General features: G+C 64.9%; 14 protein-coding genes. 5 read left to right on the top strand and 9 right to left on the bottom strand.

Features of this window, described 5'->3' with window-relative positions; all coding sequences use genetic code 11:
- Window positions 1-4 precede the first annotated feature (4 nt).
- Window positions 5-2587 carry a DNA mismatch repair protein MutS gene (mutS, locus tag ACKVEX_RS09600; RefSeq protein WP_473215496.1) on the bottom strand — a complete coding sequence of 861 codons (2583 nt, stop codon included), beginning with the start codon at window positions 2585-2587 and terminating at the stop codon, window positions 5-7.
- A gap of 373 nt (window positions 2588-2960) precedes the next feature.
- Here mutS and ACKVEX_RS09595 point away from each other — a divergent pair, with 373 nt between their 5' ends.
- Window positions 2961-3347, top strand: a complete 387-nt coding sequence (locus tag ACKVEX_RS09595; RefSeq protein ID WP_473215495.1) for a 4a-hydroxytetrahydrobiopterin dehydratase — start codon at window positions 2961-2963, stop codon at window positions 3345-3347.
- A gap of 130 nt (window positions 3348-3477) precedes the next feature.
- Here ACKVEX_RS09595 and fdhF read toward each other — a convergent pair whose 3' ends face one another.
- The gene (gene fdhF, locus ACKVEX_RS09590; protein WP_473215552.1) at window positions 3478-6300 is read right to left on the bottom strand and encodes a formate dehydrogenase subunit alpha; all 2823 of its coding nucleotides are present in this window, start codon (window positions 6298-6300) and stop codon (window positions 3478-3480) included.
- A 2-nt stretch (window positions 6301-6302) separates the two neighbouring features.
- A complete protein-coding gene (locus tag ACKVEX_RS09585) occupies window positions 6303-8042 on the bottom strand; it encodes an NADH-ubiquinone oxidoreductase-F iron-sulfur binding region domain-containing protein (protein ID WP_473215494.1) in 1740 nt (579 codons plus the stop codon).
- Between the two features lie 377 nt (window positions 8043-8419).
- On the opposite strand from ACKVEX_RS09585, the gene folP reads away from it, so the two are divergent.
- Window positions 8420-9700, top strand: a complete 1281-nt coding sequence (gene folP / locus ACKVEX_RS09580) for a dihydropteroate synthase (RefSeq protein WP_473215493.1) — start codon at window positions 8420-8422, stop codon at window positions 9698-9700.
- A gap of 193 nt (window positions 9701-9893) precedes the next feature.
- Here the strand turns inward: folP and ACKVEX_RS09575 are convergent, their stop codons facing one another.
- The 5 genes from ACKVEX_RS09575 to ACKVEX_RS09555 all read right to left on the bottom strand — a co-directional run bounded on the left by ACKVEX_RS09575 (window position 9894) and on the right by ACKVEX_RS09555 (window position 12593).
- Entirely contained in the window at window positions 9894-10100 is a 207-nt protein-coding gene (locus ACKVEX_RS09575) for a hypothetical protein (protein WP_473215492.1), read from the bottom strand.
- 148 nt (window positions 10101-10248) lie between these two features.
- Window positions 10249-10890: a maleylacetoacetate isomerase gene (gene maiA, locus ACKVEX_RS09570; RefSeq protein WP_473215491.1), complete on the bottom strand. Its 642-nt coding sequence runs from the start codon at window positions 10888-10890 to the stop codon at window positions 10249-10251.
- A 15-nt stretch (window positions 10891-10905) separates the two neighbouring features.
- Complete coding sequence (locus ACKVEX_RS09565) at window positions 10906-11064, bottom strand: hypothetical protein (RefSeq protein WP_473215490.1); 159 nt, start codon at window positions 11062-11064, stop codon at window positions 10906-10908.
- Between the two features lie 18 nt (window positions 11065-11082).
- The gene (locus ACKVEX_RS09560; protein WP_473215489.1) at window positions 11083-11793 is read right to left on the bottom strand and encodes a fumarylacetoacetate hydrolase family protein; all 711 of its coding nucleotides are present in this window, start codon (window positions 11791-11793) and stop codon (window positions 11083-11085) included.
- Window positions 11790-12593, bottom strand: a complete 804-nt coding sequence (locus ACKVEX_RS09555; RefSeq protein WP_473215488.1) for a cupin domain-containing protein — start codon at window positions 12591-12593, stop codon at window positions 11790-11792. Before ACKVEX_RS09555 ends, ACKVEX_RS09560 begins: the two co-directional genes overlap by 4 nt.
- A gap of 172 nt (window positions 12594-12765) precedes the next feature.
- Here ACKVEX_RS09555 and ACKVEX_RS09550 point away from each other — a divergent pair, with 172 nt between their 5' ends.
- Window positions 12766-13674 carry a LysR family transcriptional regulator gene (locus ACKVEX_RS09550; protein WP_473215487.1) on the top strand — a complete coding sequence of 303 codons (909 nt, stop codon included), beginning with the start codon at window positions 12766-12768 and terminating at the stop codon, window positions 13672-13674.
- 11 nt (window positions 13675-13685) lie between these two features.
- Here the strand turns inward: ACKVEX_RS09550 and ACKVEX_RS09545 are convergent, their stop codons facing one another.
- Entirely contained in the window at window positions 13686-14483 is a 798-nt protein-coding gene (locus ACKVEX_RS09545; protein WP_473215486.1) for an inositol monophosphatase family protein, read from the bottom strand.
- A gap of 160 nt (window positions 14484-14643) precedes the next feature.
- On the opposite strand from ACKVEX_RS09545, the gene ACKVEX_RS09540 reads away from it, so the two are divergent.
- A complete protein-coding gene (locus ACKVEX_RS09540) occupies window positions 14644-15396 on the top strand; it encodes an RNA methyltransferase (protein ID WP_473215485.1) in 753 nt (250 codons plus the stop codon).
- A 39-nt stretch (window positions 15397-15435) separates the two neighbouring features.
- Window positions 15436-16203: a serine O-acetyltransferase gene (gene cysE / locus ACKVEX_RS09535; RefSeq protein WP_473215484.1), complete on the top strand. Its 768-nt coding sequence runs from the start codon at window positions 15436-15438 to the stop codon at window positions 16201-16203.
- The last annotated feature ends 62 nt before the right edge of the window (window positions 16204-16265 follow it).

Genomic DNA, 16265 nt, shown 5'->3' with positions numbered 1-16265 from the left:
GGCTTCAGTTCAGCATGCGCTTGAGCGCGTAGAGCCGCTCGAGCGCCTCGCGCGGCGACAGCGCGTCCGGGTCGATGTCGGCGAGTTCGGTCAGCACCGGATGCGACAGGGTCTCCGGCTCGGGTTCGGGCAGATCGATGAACAGATCGGCCTGCGGACCGGCGGCCACCTCACGGTTCTCCAGCGCACGCAGGCGGCGTCTTGCATCCCGGATCACCGCGGCCGGGACCCCGGCCAGTGCGGCCACCTCGATACCATAGCTCTGGCTGGCCGGCCCTTCTTCCAGCGCATGCAGAAACACGATCCGGTGCCGATGTTCGACCGCGTCCAGGTGTACGTTGGCGCACTCGGCGTAATCCTGGGTCAGGCGGGTCAGCTCGAAATAGTGTGTCGCGAACAAGGTCAGACAACGATTGCGCTCGAGCAGGTGGCGCGCGATCGCGAAGGCCAGCGCAAGGCCGTCGAAGGTCGAGGTCCCGCGGCCGATCTCGTCCATCAGGACCAGGCTGTGCCCTGTCGCACCGTGCAGGATCGCCGATGCTTCGGTCATTTCCACCATGAAGGTCGATCGACCGGAGGCGAGATCGTCGGATGCGCCGATCCGCGTGAAGATCGCGTCCAGGGGTCCGATCCGGGCCGCGTCGGCCGGCACGAAGCTGCCGACGTGGGCCAGCAGTGCGATCAGCGCGACCTGGCGCATGAACGTCGACTTTCCGCCCATGTTCGGCCCGGTGATCATCAGCATGCGCCGGATCGGCGACAGCGCGCAGTCGTTGGCAATGAAGTGCTCGACCTGGCGCTCGACCACCGGGTGGCGCCCGGCGACGATCTCCATCCCGGGCTGGTCGACGAACACGGGGCAGATGTACCCGTGACGCAAAGCGGTTTCAGCGAGCGCAGCCAGGCCGTCCAGCGTGGCCAGGGCGCGGGCGATGCGCTGCAAGACCGGCACCGCTTCGGCAAGTGCGTCCAGCAGTGCCTCGAACAGGATCTTCTCGCGCGCGAGCGCGCGCTCCTGGGCCGACAAGGCCTTGTCCTCGAAGGCCTTGAGTTCCGGGGTGATGTAGCGCTCGGCATTCTTCAGCGTCTGGCGCCGCCGGTAGTCGTCGGGTACCTTGTCGCTGTTGGCGCGGCTGACCTCGATGAAGAAGCCATGGACCCGATTGAACTCGACCTTCAGGTTCGAGATACCCGTGCGCGCCCGTTCCCGGGTCTCGAGTGCGAGCAGGAACTCTCCACAGTTGTTCTGGATGTCCCGCAGTTCGTCGAGTTCGGCATCGAAACCCGGTGCGATCACGCCCCCGTCCCGCAGTGCGACCGCCGGATCCGAGGCCACCGCTCGGGTCAGCAAATCGAGCACCGGATGCGGTGTCCGTACATCGTCGGCCAGCGCGCACAACAGTTCGGCCTGCGGGTTCAGCAGCGTCGAGGCCAGCTCCGGCAGGCGTGCCAGACTGTCGCGCAGCGCGGCCAGATCGCGCGGCCGGGCGCTGCGCAGCGCAATACGGCTGCAGATGCGCTCGATGTCCGCGACGCCGCGCAACGCGGCGCGCACCGCGGCGAGGCGCATGCCGTCGCCGTCACCGATGAATTCGGCGATGACCGCATGTCTGGCCGCCGCGGGACGACTGTCGCGAAAGGGGTGATGCAGCGCGTGCCGCAACCAGCGCGCCCCCATGCTGGTGACGCAATGGTCGAACAGCGAGAGCAGGGTCGGGGAGGCCTCGCCCCGCAGTGTTTCGGTCAGCTCCAGATTGCGCCGCGTAGCCGCATCCATGCGCAGGAACGCGCTCTCGCGCTCGACCCGCAGCGTCGTGATGTGGTCCAGGCTCTGGCGTTGCGTGCTGCGCGCGTAGTCGAACAGTGCGGCCGCGGCGGCGATCGCGACGCCAAGTCCTTCGGCCCCGAAGCCGGCCAGATCGCGGGTGCCGAAATGCTCGGTCAGCAGCCGCTGTCCGGTTTCCCGGTCGAACTGCCAGTCTGCGAGCCGTCTGAGTACCGGCGACAGCGATTCGAGCAAGGGCAGGGACAGACCGTCCGGGGTCAGCACTTCGGCCGGACGCAGGCGCTCGAACTGGTGCTGCAGTTGTTCGGCGGCGCACTCCATCAGCACCAGATCGCCATTGGCCAGATTCAGCCACGCCAGCCCGAGCTGTCCCCGATGCAGCGTCGCGGCCAGCAGCAGCGCGTCGCGCCGCTCATCGAGCAGCGCGGCATCTGTGAGTGTGCCGGGCGTCACGATGCGGCTGACCGCACGCTCCATCGGACCCTTGGTCGCACCCGGTTCGCCGACCTGCTCGGCGATGACTGCCGACTCGCCGAGCTTGACCAGCTTGGCCAGGTAGGGCTCGAGCGCGTGAAAGGGAACGCCGGCCATCTTGATGGGCTGGCCGGCCGACTGACCCCGTGTTGTCAGCGTGATGTCGAGCAGCCGGGCGGCTTTTTCCGCGTCGTCGAAGAAGAGCTCGTAGAAGTCCCCCATGCGGTAGAAGAGCAGCGTGTCGGGGTGCTGCGCCTTGAGCACCAGATACTGCTGCATCATCGGGGTGTGGCTGGACATTGCGTCCGCCACGGTCGCGGAATTCATAAGCTCACTCTTTGGCGGACTCACGAGCCCGCCCTGATTCATGTCGATGCCGGATCGGGTGCCGTGCGGGACCGCGCGGGTGATCCGCGCGGCCGGGCGGGCCAATCCTGGTCGGCGCATCTGCCACCGAAGCACATGCGCCGCACGAACGCGGACGCACGGCGGCTGGCGCCACTGCGGCTGCGGCGATATCTTACCAGCACCGAATGACCCGGGCGCCTCACGGCTGACGTCCAGGGTGCGACAGCGCATCGTTGCCGCGGCGGCGGGGGCGCACATGCCGGCGCGACGACACAGTTATGGACCCGCGTGCGACGATCGGCTATATCCAGTATGTCGATCCTGACTATCCGTCCCTGCAAGGAGGGCTGCAATGAACTGGAGAGCGCGCAAACATGAAGAGGTCTATTCGGACGCCGAGGTGCAGCAGCGCCTGGAGGAGGAATTGCCGAAGTGGTATCTGGAAAACGGCTGGATACGACGCAAATACAAGACCAGCGGCTGGAAATCGACGCTGATGGTGGTCAATGCGGTGGGACATCTGGCCGAGGCCGCGTTTCACCATCCCGATCTGGCCGTTTCATATGCTTTCGTGACGGTCAAGCTGGTGAATCACGCCGCAAAAGGCATCACCCACAAGGACTTCGAGCTGGCCCGCAAGATCGAGGAGGTGATCATGTGGCAGCCCGGCATGGAGGAAGGTTCGAGCCTGGAAGGAACGCCTGACGACCCCCGCTTCAAGTACCTCAATTACGATTAGACCGTGCGCCCTTGACCCCAGCCGGCGAAATCGCGATTCGCGGCGAAGTGCTGCGCGGCGCCGACCAGGGCCTTTGTGAGCGGAGGATCGAAGGGGCTGTGACCAGCGTCGTCCGGCAGATGCACCTGCATCAGCCCGGCACCGCCGGGTCTCCCGGGCCAAGCCTGCACGCCGCGTACTTGAATTCCGGAATCTTCCCATAGGGGTCAAGCGCCGGATTGGTCAGGATGTTCGCCGCGGCTTCCACATAGCAGAAGGGCACGAAGACCATGCCTTCGGGCATCAGCGGATCGCTGCGGGCGGTCAGCACAATCTTCCCGCGGCGGGTTTCGATCGTCAGCGCGGCGCCCGGTTCGAGGCCCATACGGGCGAGTTCGCCGGGGGCCAGTGTGGCCACGGCCGCAGGTTCCAGCGTGTCGAGCACGGTGGCGCGGCGGGTCATGGAGCCGGTGTGCCAGTGTTCGAGCTGACGGCCGGTGATGAGCACGGTCGGGTAGGCGTCGTCGATCGGCTCGTCGGGCGGCAGCGGGACGGTGGGACGGAAACGGGCGCGACCGCTGGCGGTGGGAAAGCGGTCGCCGAACACCACATCCATGCCGGGCGCGTCGTCCGCGGGGCAGGGGTAGGTGACGGATTGCTCGGCTTCGAGCCGTTCCCAGGTGATGTGGTCGAGCGAGTGCATGCCGCGCTTCATCTCGGCGAACACGTCGCGCGGGTGGGTGTAATGCCAGTCGAGGCCGAGGCGGCGAGCGACTTCCTGGATGATCCACCAGTCGGGGCGGGCGTCGCCGGGCAGCGGCACGGCGGCGCGGCCCATCTGCACCTGGCGGTTGGTGTTGGTGACGGTGCCGTCCTTCTCGGCCCAGGCGGAGGCGGGCAGGATGACGTCGGCGAACTGAGCGGTTTCGGTGACGAAAATGTCCTGCACCACGAAGTGTTCGAGCCTGGCGAGTGCGCCGCGTGCATGATCGAGGTCGGGGTCGGACATCGCCGGGTTCTCGCCCTGGATGTACATGCCGCGGATGGTGCCGTCATGAATGGCGTGCATGATCTCGACTACCGTGAGGCCGGGTTTGTCCGCGAGCGGGGTGTTCCACAGCTCCTCGAAGGCGGCACGGATCTGCACGTCACCCACCGGCTGGTAGTCGGGGAAGACCATCGGGATGAGGCCGGCATCGGACGCCCCCTGCACGTTGTTCTGGCCGCGCAGTGGATGCAGGCCGGTGCCCGGTCGGCCGATCTGGCCAGTGGCGAGCGCGAGCGAGATCAGGCCGCGCGCGTTGTCGGTGCCGTGGGTGTGCTGCGAGATGCCCATGCCCCAGAAGATCATCGCGCGTTCGGCTTGGGCATACAGGCGGGTGATGTCGCGGATCTCATCGGGGGCGACGCCGCAGGCGGGTGACATGGCTTCGGGTGTCATCGGTGCGACATGGGCCTTCAGCGCCTCGAACCCTTCGGTGTGTCCGGCGATGTAGGCCTCGTCGTAGAGCTTCTCGGTGACGATGACGTTGAGCATGGCGTTGAGCAGCGACACGTCGCTGCCCGGCGTGAAGCGCACCATGCGATGCGCGTAGGTGCCCATGGTGATGCCACGTGGGTCGAGCACGATGAGCTTGGTGCCGCGCTTGGCCGCCTGCTTGAAGTAGGTGGCGGCGACCGGGTGGTTGACGGTCGGGTTGCAGCCGGTGAGGATGACCACGTCGGCCTGCTGCGCCTGCATGAAGGAAGCGGTGACCGCACCCGAGCCGATGCACTCCATCAGCGCGGCAACCGAACTGGCGTGGCACAGCCGCGTGCAGTGGTCGACATGGTTGGAATGGAAACCGGTGCGAACCAGCTTCTGGAACAGCCAGGCTTCCTCATTGGAACACTTGGCGCTGCCGAAGCCGGCCAGCGCATTGGGGCCGTGTTCGTCGCGCAGGCGTCGCAGGCCGGCGGCGGCAAAGTCCAGCGCCTCGTCCCAGTTCGCGACGCGGAAGTGCGTGAGCGGCTCGGCGGGGTCGAAGCTCGGGTCGAGGCCCTTGGGCACGCCTTCCCGACGGATCAGCGGCATGGTCAGGCGCGAAGGGTGGTTCGGGTAGTCGAAGCCGAAGCGGCCCTTCACGCACAGACGGTTCTCGTTGGATGGGCCGTTGCGGCCTTCGACGAAGACGACCTTCTCGTTCTTGACGTGGTAGGTGAGCTGGCAGCCGACCCCGCAGTAGGGGCAGACCGAATCTACCGTGCGATCGGCGCAGGCCGAGTCGCCGCGGCCGGTGGCATCGACGATCGTGGCCGGCATCAGTGCGCCGGTCGGACAGGCCTGTACGCATTCTCCGCAGGCCACGCAGGTGCTGTCGCCCATCGGATCCTCGAAATCGAACACGATCCGTGACGATGGCCCGCGATGGGCGAGCCCGATCACGTCGTTGACCTGGACCTCTCGGCACGCCCGGACACACAGATTGCAGCCGATGCATGCATGCAGGTCCACATGCATCGCGGGATGCGAAGTGTCCGGGCTGGACGTTTCGTTGCGGCGTGCGGGGAGACTCTGCCGCACCGCCACGGCATCGATCCCGAGCTGTTCGACCATGTCCCAGAAGTGGCTGGAGCGGTCCGGGCTGCGTTCGCGCGCAGGCTGATCCGCGAGCAGCAGTTCCAGCACCCCTTTGCGGGAACTGCGGGCACGCTCGGAACTGGCGCTCTTGACGACCATCCCGGGCGCGGCGGTCCGGATGCAGCTCGCCGCCAGCGTGCGTTCGCCCTGGATCTCGACCATGCATGCTCGGCAGTTGCCATCGGCACGATAGCCCGGCGCGTCCTTGAAGCAGAGGTGGGGGATGAGCTCACCCGCCCGCTTGGCCACCTGCCACAAGGTCTCGCCGGAAAAGGCCTGAACCGCAACGCCATCGAGCGTGATTTCGAAGGCTTCGACCTGCGCGCTCGCCGTCGCGGGATTCCGGGTGATCATCGTCATTGCGCTGCATCCCTGTTCTCGCCCCGCACGGTGACGCCTTGCTGCGCGAGTTGCTTGGGAAAGTACCGGAGTAGTCCCAGTACCGGGTTCGGTGCGGCCTGTCCGAGGCCGCAGATCGACGCGTCCTGCATCACCTGCGCCAGGCGTCCGAGCTGGTCGGCGTCCCATTCGTCGCGGGCGAGCAGCGTCAGCATCTTCTCGGTTCCTACGCGGCAGGGCGTGCATTGGCCACAGGATTCATCGGCAAAGAAGGCCATCAGATTGCGCGCTACGGTGCGCAGATCATCTTTGTCCGAAACGACGATCACGGCAGCCGAGCCGATGAAGCAGCCGTAGGGCTGCAGGGTATCGAAATCGAGCGGGATGTCGGCCTTGGAGGCCGGCAGGATGCCACCCGAGGCTCCGCCGGGAAGGTAGGCAAGCAACGCATGCCCCTCCAGCATCCCACCACAGTGTTCGTCGACGAGCTCGCGCAAGGTGATGCCTGCCGGGGCGAGATGCACCCCAGGTTTATTGACCCGGCCGGACACCGAGAAACTGCGCAGGCCCCTGCGTCCATGGCGGCCCTGATCCGCAAACCACGCGGCGCCGCGCTCATACAGCAGAGGAATCCAGTAGACCGTCTCGACGTTGTTCACCAGCGTGGGTCGGTCGAACAAGCCTTTCTGTGCAACGAAGGGCGGGCGGTGCCTGGGTTTGCCGGGTTTGCCCTCGAGCGACTCGATCAGCGCGGATTCCTCGCCGCAGATGTACGCACCCGCGCCGCGGCGCATCACGATGAAGCCGGGTTGGACCAGACCGGCCGCCTCGAGCTCGCCAATCGCGTCGCGCAAGACCTGGTGCAGGCCGGGGTATTCATCGCGCAGATAAATATAGATCGCACTGGCCTCGACGGCCCAGGCGCTGACCAGTGCACCCTCGAGAAACCGGTGTGGCGCCTGTTCGAGATAGAACCGATCCTTGAATGTGCCGGGTTCGCCCTCGTCGGCGTTGATGACGACGTAGCGGGGCGCCGGCTCGGCGCGGACGAACTGCCATTTCCGGAAGGTCGGAAAACCGGCGCCACCAAGCCCGCGCAGCCCGGACGCTTCGAGCAGGCGGGTGAGTTCGTCGAGTCCGACCTCGCCATCGCGCGCGTGTTCGAGCAGCGCATAGCCGCCTTCGCTGCGATATTCCGACAGCCGTTGCCAGCTCACTGGTTGAGGATGAAGGTCACGCGAGTCGAGCACTCGCTGCACCGCCGTCGGCGTCGCATGGCCGAGGTGACGATGACCGATCTCGACCACCGGTGCGTCCTCGCAGCGGCCCATGCAGGGGGCGCGTGTCACCCTGACTTCGGACGGGTCGTGCGCGGCAGTCAGTGCGGCATGCAGGGATTGGGCACCGGCCAGCTGACAGGACAGCGAATCACAGACCCGGATCGTGATCGGTGCCGGAGGCACTTCTCCGTCCCGCACGATGTCGAAGTGGGCATAGAACGTCGCGGTCTCGTAGACGGCGGCCATCGGAAGATTCATCCAGTGCGACAAGGCCCGCAAATGCCGAAGAGACAGGCAGCCGAATCGATCCTGGAGTGTGTGCAGGTGCTCGATGAGCTGGTCGCGACCACGCCCCTTGCCGTTCAACAGAGCGGAGATCTCGTCGAGCGCTTTGGGGTCGAGCTGGCGGCCGCGCGGTGTGCTCCGGGTCTTGCGGGTGTCGGGTACTCGAGTAGAGGTGGGCGTCGATGGGGACATCTGCGTGAAGTTTCCCTGACTGGAGGTTGGATTCGACCGCGGTAGGCGATCGTAGCAATGTTCTGGCCCGCGTTGGCAGCTCTGCTGATGCACGCACCACGATTTCGATCATAATGATTTCCCACGCGTTGCGGCTCGCAGATCCTGGACGGGCAGACTGATCGCAGTCACTCCGGAGGAGATGATCATCGGGGCGCGTTCTGTTACTCACCTGTTCTGCAGAACGCAGCAACCGGCGAGCGCTTCAAGCAGGTGTTCCATTGAGCGCTCGCTCCGGGCATCATTCGGTCTCGATCCCGGGGTGTCTTTCAGGTCGAGCTGGTTCGGACGACTCCCGCGTACGCTGGGCATTGGATAAAACTACACAAGGGTCGTTCATGTTCGTCTATCTTGGCCTGGGGTCGAACCTGGGCGATCGGTGCGCCCACCTCGAAAGCGCCATCGTGCAGTTGCAGGCAAGGGGAGTGGTCGTTCGACGGATTTCGCCGGTGGTCGAAACGCCGGCGTTGCTGCCCGAATCCGCCCGCACGGACTGGAATCTTCCGTACCTGAACCTGGCGCTCGAATGCGAAATGCCAGCATGCTCCCCGGAGCGCATGAGCGAATGGATCGACGAGATCCAGGCCAATCTGGGGCGCAACGACGATGATCGCTGGTCGCCGCGGACGATCGATATCGACATCCTGCTGTGGGGCGAGGCGCGCATCGACACGCCCCGACTGACGATCCCGCATCGCGACCTGCACCGTCGGCAGTTCGTGCTGACACCGCTGGTGGCGCTGCAGCCTCGCCTGGTCGTGCCCGGGCACGGGGGTCGGACCTTGATCGAGTGCTCGGTCGAGCTGGGCCGGCCGGTCCCGCTGTGGATGGGTATCCTGAACGCGACGCCGGACTCCTTCAGCGATGGCGGTCGGTATCAGCAGATCGAGACGCTCGATGTCCATCTGGGCGCAATGATCGACGCCGGCGTGCACATCATCGATGTCGGCGGTGAGTCGACGCGTCCCGGCGCCCAGGCGATCCCGGCGGACAGCGAATGGGCGCGTATCGCACCGGTGCTCGAGCGTCTGATCGATCGTTTCGGCGGGGCACTGTTGCGCCCGCAGATCAGCGTGGATACGCGTCATCCGGAAACCGCGCGGCGGGCGCTCGAACTCGGTGTGGACATGATCAATGACGTCAGCGGTCTGACGGACCCCGCGATGATCGAGTTCGCACAGGGCAGCGGCAAGGACTGGGTGGCCATGCATCAGCTGAGCGTTCCGGTCGATCCGGCCGTCACGCTGCCGGCAGATTGCGATCCCGTCGCAGCGGTCGAGCAGTGGCTGACGGACCGGATCGAGAGGTGGGACAAGGCGGGGCTCGACCTGAATCGGATCGTCTTCGACCCGGGCATCGGCTTCGGCAAGGACGCGCTGCAGTCGCTGAAGATTCTGCGTGAAATAGATCGCTTCCGCCGATACGGGCTGCGCGTGCTCGTCGGCCACTCGCGCAAGTCCTTCATGAAGAATTTTTCGGCCCTGACGAACGACATCAAGGACCTCACCACGCTGGGCGCTTCACTCGACCTGTGTGCGAAGGGCGTGGATATCCTGCGGGTGCATAACGTCCCGCTGCATGCTGCCGCCTACCGCGGCTGGTCGCACCTGGCCGTCTGAGCGGCACAGGCCGGATCGTTTCTGCCTGCGCACCCGCGGGCAGGCCGCCGGGACCGCGCCGACGTCGGGCTCCGATCGCGGTCGCCCGTTTCGTCGGCGTGTGTGGTGAGCGATGATTGGTTCATGTTCGGATGCATTCGCAGGCGGGTTCAAGCACCGATAGGGTGCGCCGGCCCGAAGGCCGGGCGGGAAATCAACTGTTCGTCATCAGTGAGGGCAGCCAGGTCGCGATCTCCGGCACGGCCGCAATCACGACCAGCAGGAACAGGACCATCACGAGGAACGGGATCGTTGCATAGAAGAGCGGTCCCATGCGGATGTCGGCCTGCACGATCGCGATATGTGCCGCAGCGGTCCGGATACCTAGTGCCAGCAGGCCGGTAGAGCCAGGCTGACCCACGCGATCCGCCACCGCAAATGAGAGCAGGCCCTAAGGCTCTTGATGATCGAATTACGGATGTTTCTCTCCTCGTGTGTGGTTTTGGTGCAAGTCTTGTTCGAATCAGCTGATGCTGATGCTGATGCTGGATACGTGTGCTCGGGCGGACTCACTTCGGCGCGTCGGGCTGTCTGCCCGGTGCGGCGGCGCTGAAGGCCGGCAACGCGTTGCAGGCCTCGTCGATCGACACGATGATCGGCCAGCGCGCCAGGTCGACCTCGAAGCGACGCGCGCTCTCGACCTGCGGAATCAGGTATACGTCGGCCAGCGTCGGCGTGTCTCCGAAGCAGAACCGGCCGCGACGGGTGTCCGCGGCGAGCAGCGCTTCGAGCGCGTCGAATCCCGCCGCGATCCACGTCCCGCACCAGGCCTTCACTGCCGTCTCGTCGCAACCGAATTCCTTGCGCAGATAGTCCAGAATGCGCTTGTTGTTGATCGGATGGATGTCGCACCCGACGATGGCCGCCAGCGCGCGCACCCTGGCCCGGTCCTCGGCGCTCGCCGGCAGCAGCGGCGGCTCGGGATGACGCTCTTCCAGCCACTCGATGATCGCGGGCGACTGGATCAGCGTCAGTGCTCCGTCGGTCAGCGCCGGCACCAGTTGCTGCGGGTTCAGCGCCTTGAACGCTTCCCGCTGGTGCTCGTTGCTGCGCAGGTCGACCGGCACGTATTCGTATGCCAGGCCCTTCAGGTTCAGTGCGATCCGCAGGCGATGCGAGGTGCCGCTGCGAAAGAAGTTGTGCAGTTTCATAGATGGAATCCCCCTTCAATTCTTGGTCAGGCAGTTCGTGACGTTCCAGCCGTACAACCACTCCATTGCGTCATAGAAACGCTTGGCGCTGCGACCTTTCCACAGTTCGTTGCGCACCAGCCGTTCGACACCGCTGGCATGGTAGATGCGACCCATTCTTCCTTGTTGCGTCATGTGTGTCTCCTCGTTTACTTATTCGGCAGGGCCGATGGTCAGCGCGACGTCGCCCACCCCATCGACATGGCCGGTGATCATGTCGCCCGGCTGAACCGCACCCACACCTTCCGGCGTACCGGTGTAGATCAGGTCACCCGGCTCCAGGTGATAGAATTTCGACAGGTCCGCGATGATCTCGCGCACATTCCAGATCAGCTTCGACAGGTCGGAGCTCTGCTTGGTCTCGCCGTTGACCTTCAGGTCGATCGCGCCCTTCTCGAGCACGCCCAGCCCGGCAGCCGGCACGATCTCGGAGCACACCGCAGAGTTCTCGAAGTTCTTGCCGAGGTCCCACGGTCGGCCCTGCTCACGGGCGACGAGCTGCAGATCGCGGCGGGTCATGTCCAGACCGGCGGCATAGCCGTAGATCATGTCATCGGCGTCCGCTTCGGCGACACGAAAACCGGGCTTGCCGATCGCCACGACCAGTTCCATCTCGAAGTGATAGTTCGACGTGCCGGTCGGGTAGGGCACGGTCGCGCCGGACTCGATCAGGCTCGAAGCGTCCTTCAGGAAGTAGAACGGGCTCATCGTGGCCTTGTCGACCGGACGACCCATCTCCACCGCATGGGCGTGATAGTTGCGGCCCACGCAGAAGATGCGCTTGACCGGCAGTCGTGCGTCGCTGCCGCGGACCGGCAGGGAATAGACCGGGGAGGGGTTCCACAGGTAGTTGGTCTGGCTCATTTGGGTACTCTCCATGTCGAATGGGTTGAGGATGTGTGGCGGCGTTCAGGCGCGAACTGCGTGACGTACGCGACCTGCACCGCGTCGATCTGCGGCTGGGTTTCGGTCAGATTCCGCAGTGCGGCGCGCGCTTCCGCCCACGGGTAACGCAGCATCGGGTAGCGGCGCTCGCTGTCGCGGGAGAACACCGGGGACGGCACCAGGCCGCCGCGCGCGTAATTGCGTTCGAGCTGCGATGCGATGACATCCTGCACCTTGCCCTCGACTGCATAGGACGTCTCGGTGTAGCAGATCAGCGGCAGATCGAGCACATCCAGCCAGACCATCGGTTCGCTGCCGTCGTGACCATGCTCATGCCACAGGCCGGTCGGGGTCAGGATCAGGTCGCCGCGGCTCATCGGGCATTTCTCGCCATCCACCGTCGTGTAGGCTCCTTCGCCCTCGACGATCATGCGAACTGCGTTTGGCGTATGCCGGTGCGCCGGCGCCCACTCCCCCGGCAACAGCAGCTGCATGCCGAGGTACATCGACGAACTGGCCTGCATCTTCTCCAGTCCATGGCCGGGGTTGGCCAGCACCAGCACGCGACGCTCGGCTTTCTCGATCGGGGTCAGCTCGCCGGCCTGGATCAGCAGCGGACGCAGCGCCGCATACGACCAGAAGGTCGGCTTGGTACGCGAACCGGGCTGGCCCGGCGGCAGTACCGCGCGGAGGCTGGGCCACAGCGGCACCAGATTCTGGGCGGTCAGGGCTTCGCGGTATTCGAGGGGCAGGTCTTCCAGGGTTCCGAGCTGGTGCATGTTCGCGTCTCCAATGTTGGACGAGGGCCGCACGTGAAGCGCGGTGCGAAATCGATCATCAATCGTTTTCCAGGCATCAGTGACGTTTCTGTGGAACGAACTATAGGCTTGGCGCACAATTCGATCCATGCAATGCATCGAATAAATAATATTCTTAAATCGAATAAAACCCATGTCCAAAATGTCGCTCGATATCCGGCTCCTCCAGGTCTTCGATGAGATCTACAAGACGCGAAGCGTCAGTCGCGCAGCCGATCAGCTCGGTCTGGGCCAGCCGGCCGTCAGCATCGCGCTGGGCAAGCTGCGCGCGCATTACGACGATCCTCTGTTCGTGCGAACCTCGTCCGGCATGGACCCGACCCCGCTGGGTGAAGAGTTGGTCGAACCGATAAGGCACGCAATCGAAGCATTGCATGCGGCGATGGGACACCGCTCCGAATTCGATCCCGCCACGGTCCAGCGCACCTTCACGATCGCGATGCCCGACATCTCCCAGCTCGTGCTGCTGCCCACGCTCTGGGCATGGCTGCGCAAGGTGGCGCCCGGCATCAAGATCGAAGTGGTGAATCTGTCGACCGATACGGCACGCATGCTCGAATCCGGGGAGGCGGATCTGGCGCTGGGTTTCATGCCCCAGCTCGATGCGGGCTTCTACCAGCAGGCACTGTTCAGACAGAATTACGTCTGCCTGGCAAGCACGCATCATCCGCGGATACGGGGCGGCCTCAGCCTGTCACAGTTCGAGGCCGAGGATCATGCGGTGGTGACGACCTCCGGTACGGGTCATCTGCATGTCGACCACGAACTGGCGCGTCAGAACATAACGCGCCGGATCGCGGTCAGGCTGCCGACCTTTCTCGGTGTCGCCTTCGTCATCGAACGCACCGACCTGCTGGTGACCATCCCCGAACGGCTCGGGGAAATGCTGGCCGGGCGCGGCGAGTTCATCTCATATCCGGTACCGTTCGAACTGCCGGATTATGCGGTGAAGCAAAACTGGCATGAGCGCTATCACGACGACCTGGGCAACCGCTGGCTCAGGGGGGTCATCCGGGAGTTGCTGGGCACCCCGGACGCGTGACGATCGTCCGGTCAGGCCGTCAGGCTGGCGGGTCTGTGCGCCTGAATGACCGGTAGCAACTGACCGAATATCTTGGGGCCACCGGCTACGATATTGCCCGAGCGTATGAAGTCCGCGTCTCCGGCCAGGTCGCTGACCAGGCCGCCTGCCTCCTGGATCAGCAATACCCCCGCCGCCATGTCCCATGGCTGAAGACCCATCTCCCAGAACCCGTCCAGGCGGCCACAGGCCACGTAGGCGAGATCGAGCGCGGCCGCGCCCGGACGGCGGATACCGGCGGTGCGCTGGGTCAGGTCTCGAAACATCGCGAGATAGGCGTCCATGTGGTCGAACTCGCGGAACGGAAAACCGGTCCCGATCAGGGCCTCGCCCAGGCGAATACGTTTCGAGACCCGGATGCGGCGTTCGTTCAGGTAGGCGCCGGCGCCCTTGCTGGCGGTGAACAGTTCGTTGCGGGTCGGATCGAACACGACCGCCTGTTCCAGCACCCCATTACGGGCCAGCGCGATCGAGATCGCATACTGCGGAAAACCGTGGATGAAGTTGGTCGTGCCATCGAGCGGATCGATGATCCACTGATACTCGCCTTCGCCGGTCTGACCCGACTCCTCTGCTAGAATCCCGTGTTGTGGATAGGCATCCCGCAACACATCGATGATCGCGGCCTCGGCAGCCCGGTCGACCTCGGTGACGAAATCATTCGGTGATTTGGTCTGGACCGGAAGGAGGTCGATCTGCGTCGAGGCGCGGTTGATGATGCTGGCGGCCCGACGGGCGGCCTTGACGGCGATGTTCAGGGTGGGATGCATGTGTCAGGTCTCGCTGGCGGGTGTCCGCCCAAGTCGGTGCATGAAACGAAGCATTTTAACCCCAATCGTGATCCCGGCGGATCCGGCCGCGCCGATGACGGCCGATGGATCAAATGCCAGCCATGAATGCAACGGACCTGCGTGAGCGCTGAAATCATGTATGCATACCGTGAATGACCCTCAGGTCGGCCGCATGTCGGCGCTCGGTCGCATCCGGGTGGTGCTGATCCGGACCAGTCACCCCGGCAACATCGGCGCGGCCGCACGCGCGATGAAAACCATGGGACTGCATCGCCTGTACCTGGTCGAGCCGGCGTCCTTTCCCGATCCGGTGGCCGAGGCCCGTGCCTCCGGTGCGACCGACGTGCTCGACGCGGCAGTGGTCGTAGCCTCGCTTGAAGAGGCCTTGACGGGCACGCATTTTTCGGCAGCCCTCACCGCACGGCGCCGGGAGTGGTCGGTGCCGCCCGGCAGTGCGCGCCAGATCGCACCGGAAATCGTGACCCACGCCGCAGCAGGCGAGGTTGCGCTCGTGTTCGGGGCCGAGGCCAGCGGCATGACCAACGAGGAGGTCGCACTGTGCACGCTGCCGGTGTCGATTCCCGCGAACCCGGTCTATTCATCGCTCAATCTGGGCGCAGCGGTGCAGTTGCTGTGCTACGAGTGCCGCGTCGCGGCCCTGGATCCGACCCCGATGGAGGAGCCGACGCGCGAGCTCGCCACCTTCGACGACATCGAGGGCTTTCATCGTCACCTCGAACAGGCGATGGCCGACAGCGGATTCTACAAGCCGGACAACCCCGGACGACTGCTTGCCAGGGTCCGTCGTCTGTATGGCCGGATCCGTCTCGAGCGCGAGGAGGTCAACATTCTTCGCGGGATTCTGGGTGCGTTGCAGCGCAAACCTGATTAAAATACTCGGGTATATTTAAATCATCGGAGACATGCACCCATGTTCAGTCGCCTGCGCGAAGACCTCGCCAGCGTTCGCGAGCGTGATCCCGCCGCCCGCTCGACCTGGGAGGTGCTGACCTGCTACCCGGGGGTGCACGCGTTATTTCTCCACCGGCTTGCACATGCAGCGTGGAACCATCATCTGTATTGGGCGGGACGCTTCATCAGTCATGTCGCTCGGTTTCTGACCGGCATCGAGATTCATCCCGGGGCCAAGATCGGCCGTCGCGTGTTCATCGACCACGGCATGGGGGTCGTGATCGGCGAAACCGCCGAGATCGGTGACGAATGTACGATCTACCAGGCGGTCACGCTCGGCGGCACGTCGCTTTATCGCGGAACCAAGCGCCATCCGACGCTGGAGAACGGAGTCGTCGTGGGTGCCGGCGCCAAGGTGCTCGGAGGCTTCACGGTGGGCGAGGGGGCCAGAATCGGTTCGAATGCAGTCGTCGTGAAGCCCGTTCCGCCGAGGGCAACCGCGGTCGGTAACCCGGCGCGCATCATCGAACCGGGGCGTAGCGCCGACCGCGACGAGGCCCGTGAGCGCAAGGCCGAGCAGATGGGCTTTTCGGCCTACGGTGTATCGCGGCAAATGGACGACCCGCTTGCCAAGGCGCTGCACGGACTGCTCGATCACGCAGTCGAGACCGACCGGCGGATACAGGTGCTGATCGAGCGACTCGAGAAGGCAGGCGTGCACCTCGACGAGTCGGTCGAAAGAACCGATGAGTTCGATGCGCAGAAGCTGTCCAGACTGGTGGACTGACGAGCATCCGAGTAGTTGACCATTTTTGTCGGGAACCGTATAGTTGAGTGAAACGTTCAGGT

Origin of the sequence: Denitraticella aggregata, assembly GCF_048158365.1 — a bacterium.
GTDB lineage: Bacteria > Pseudomonadota > Gammaproteobacteria > Burkholderiales > Rhodocyclaceae > Azoarcus_F.
This window is presented reverse-complemented; position numbering and strand designations above follow the sequence as displayed.

Bases quoted from the DNA above. Each gene is read 5' to 3' on its own strand.
- ACKVEX_RS09555 (WP_473215488.1), bottom strand. From the start codon at position 12,593: ATGCACCAGCTCGGAACCCTGGAAGACCTGCCCCTCGAATACCGCGAA.
- folP (WP_473215493.1), top strand. From the start codon at position 8,420: ATGTTCGTCTATCTTGGCCTGGGGTCGAACCTGGGCGATCGGTGCGCC.
- ACKVEX_RS09550 (WP_473215487.1), top strand. From the start codon at position 12,766: ATGTCCAAAATGTCGCTCGATATCCGGCTCCTCCAGGTCTTCGATGAG.
- ACKVEX_RS09565 (WP_473215490.1), bottom strand. From the start codon at position 11,064: ATGACGCAACAAGGAAGAATGGGTCGCATCTACCATGCCAGCGGTGTC.
- maiA (WP_473215491.1), bottom strand. From the start codon at position 10,890: ATGAAACTGCACAACTTCTTTCGCAGCGGCACCTCGCATCGCCTGCGG.
- ACKVEX_RS09585 (WP_473215494.1), bottom strand. From the start codon at position 8,042: ATGTCCCCATCGACGCCCACCTCTACTCGAGTACCCGACACCCGCAAG.
- fdhF (WP_473215552.1), bottom strand. From the start codon at position 6,300: ATGATCACCCGGAATCCCGCGACGGCGAGCGCGCAGGTCGAAGCCTTC.
- ACKVEX_RS09560 (WP_473215489.1), bottom strand. From the start codon at position 11,793: ATGAGCCAGACCAACTACCTGTGGAACCCCTCCCCGGTCTATTCCCTG.
- ACKVEX_RS09540 (WP_473215485.1), top strand. From the start codon at position 14,644: ATGCATACCGTGAATGACCCTCAGGTCGGCCGCATGTCGGCGCTCGGT.
- cysE (WP_473215484.1), top strand. From the start codon at position 15,436: ATGTTCAGTCGCCTGCGCGAAGACCTCGCCAGCGTTCGCGAGCGTGAT.
- mutS (WP_473215496.1), bottom strand. From the start codon at position 2,587: ATGAATTCCGCGACCGTGGCGGACGCAATGTCCAGCCACACCCCGATG.
- ACKVEX_RS09595 (WP_473215495.1), top strand. From the start codon at position 2,961: ATGAACTGGAGAGCGCGCAAACATGAAGAGGTCTATTCGGACGCCGAG.
- ACKVEX_RS09545 (WP_473215486.1), bottom strand. From the start codon at position 14,483: ATGCATCCCACCCTGAACATCGCCGTCAAGGCCGCCCGTCGGGCCGCC.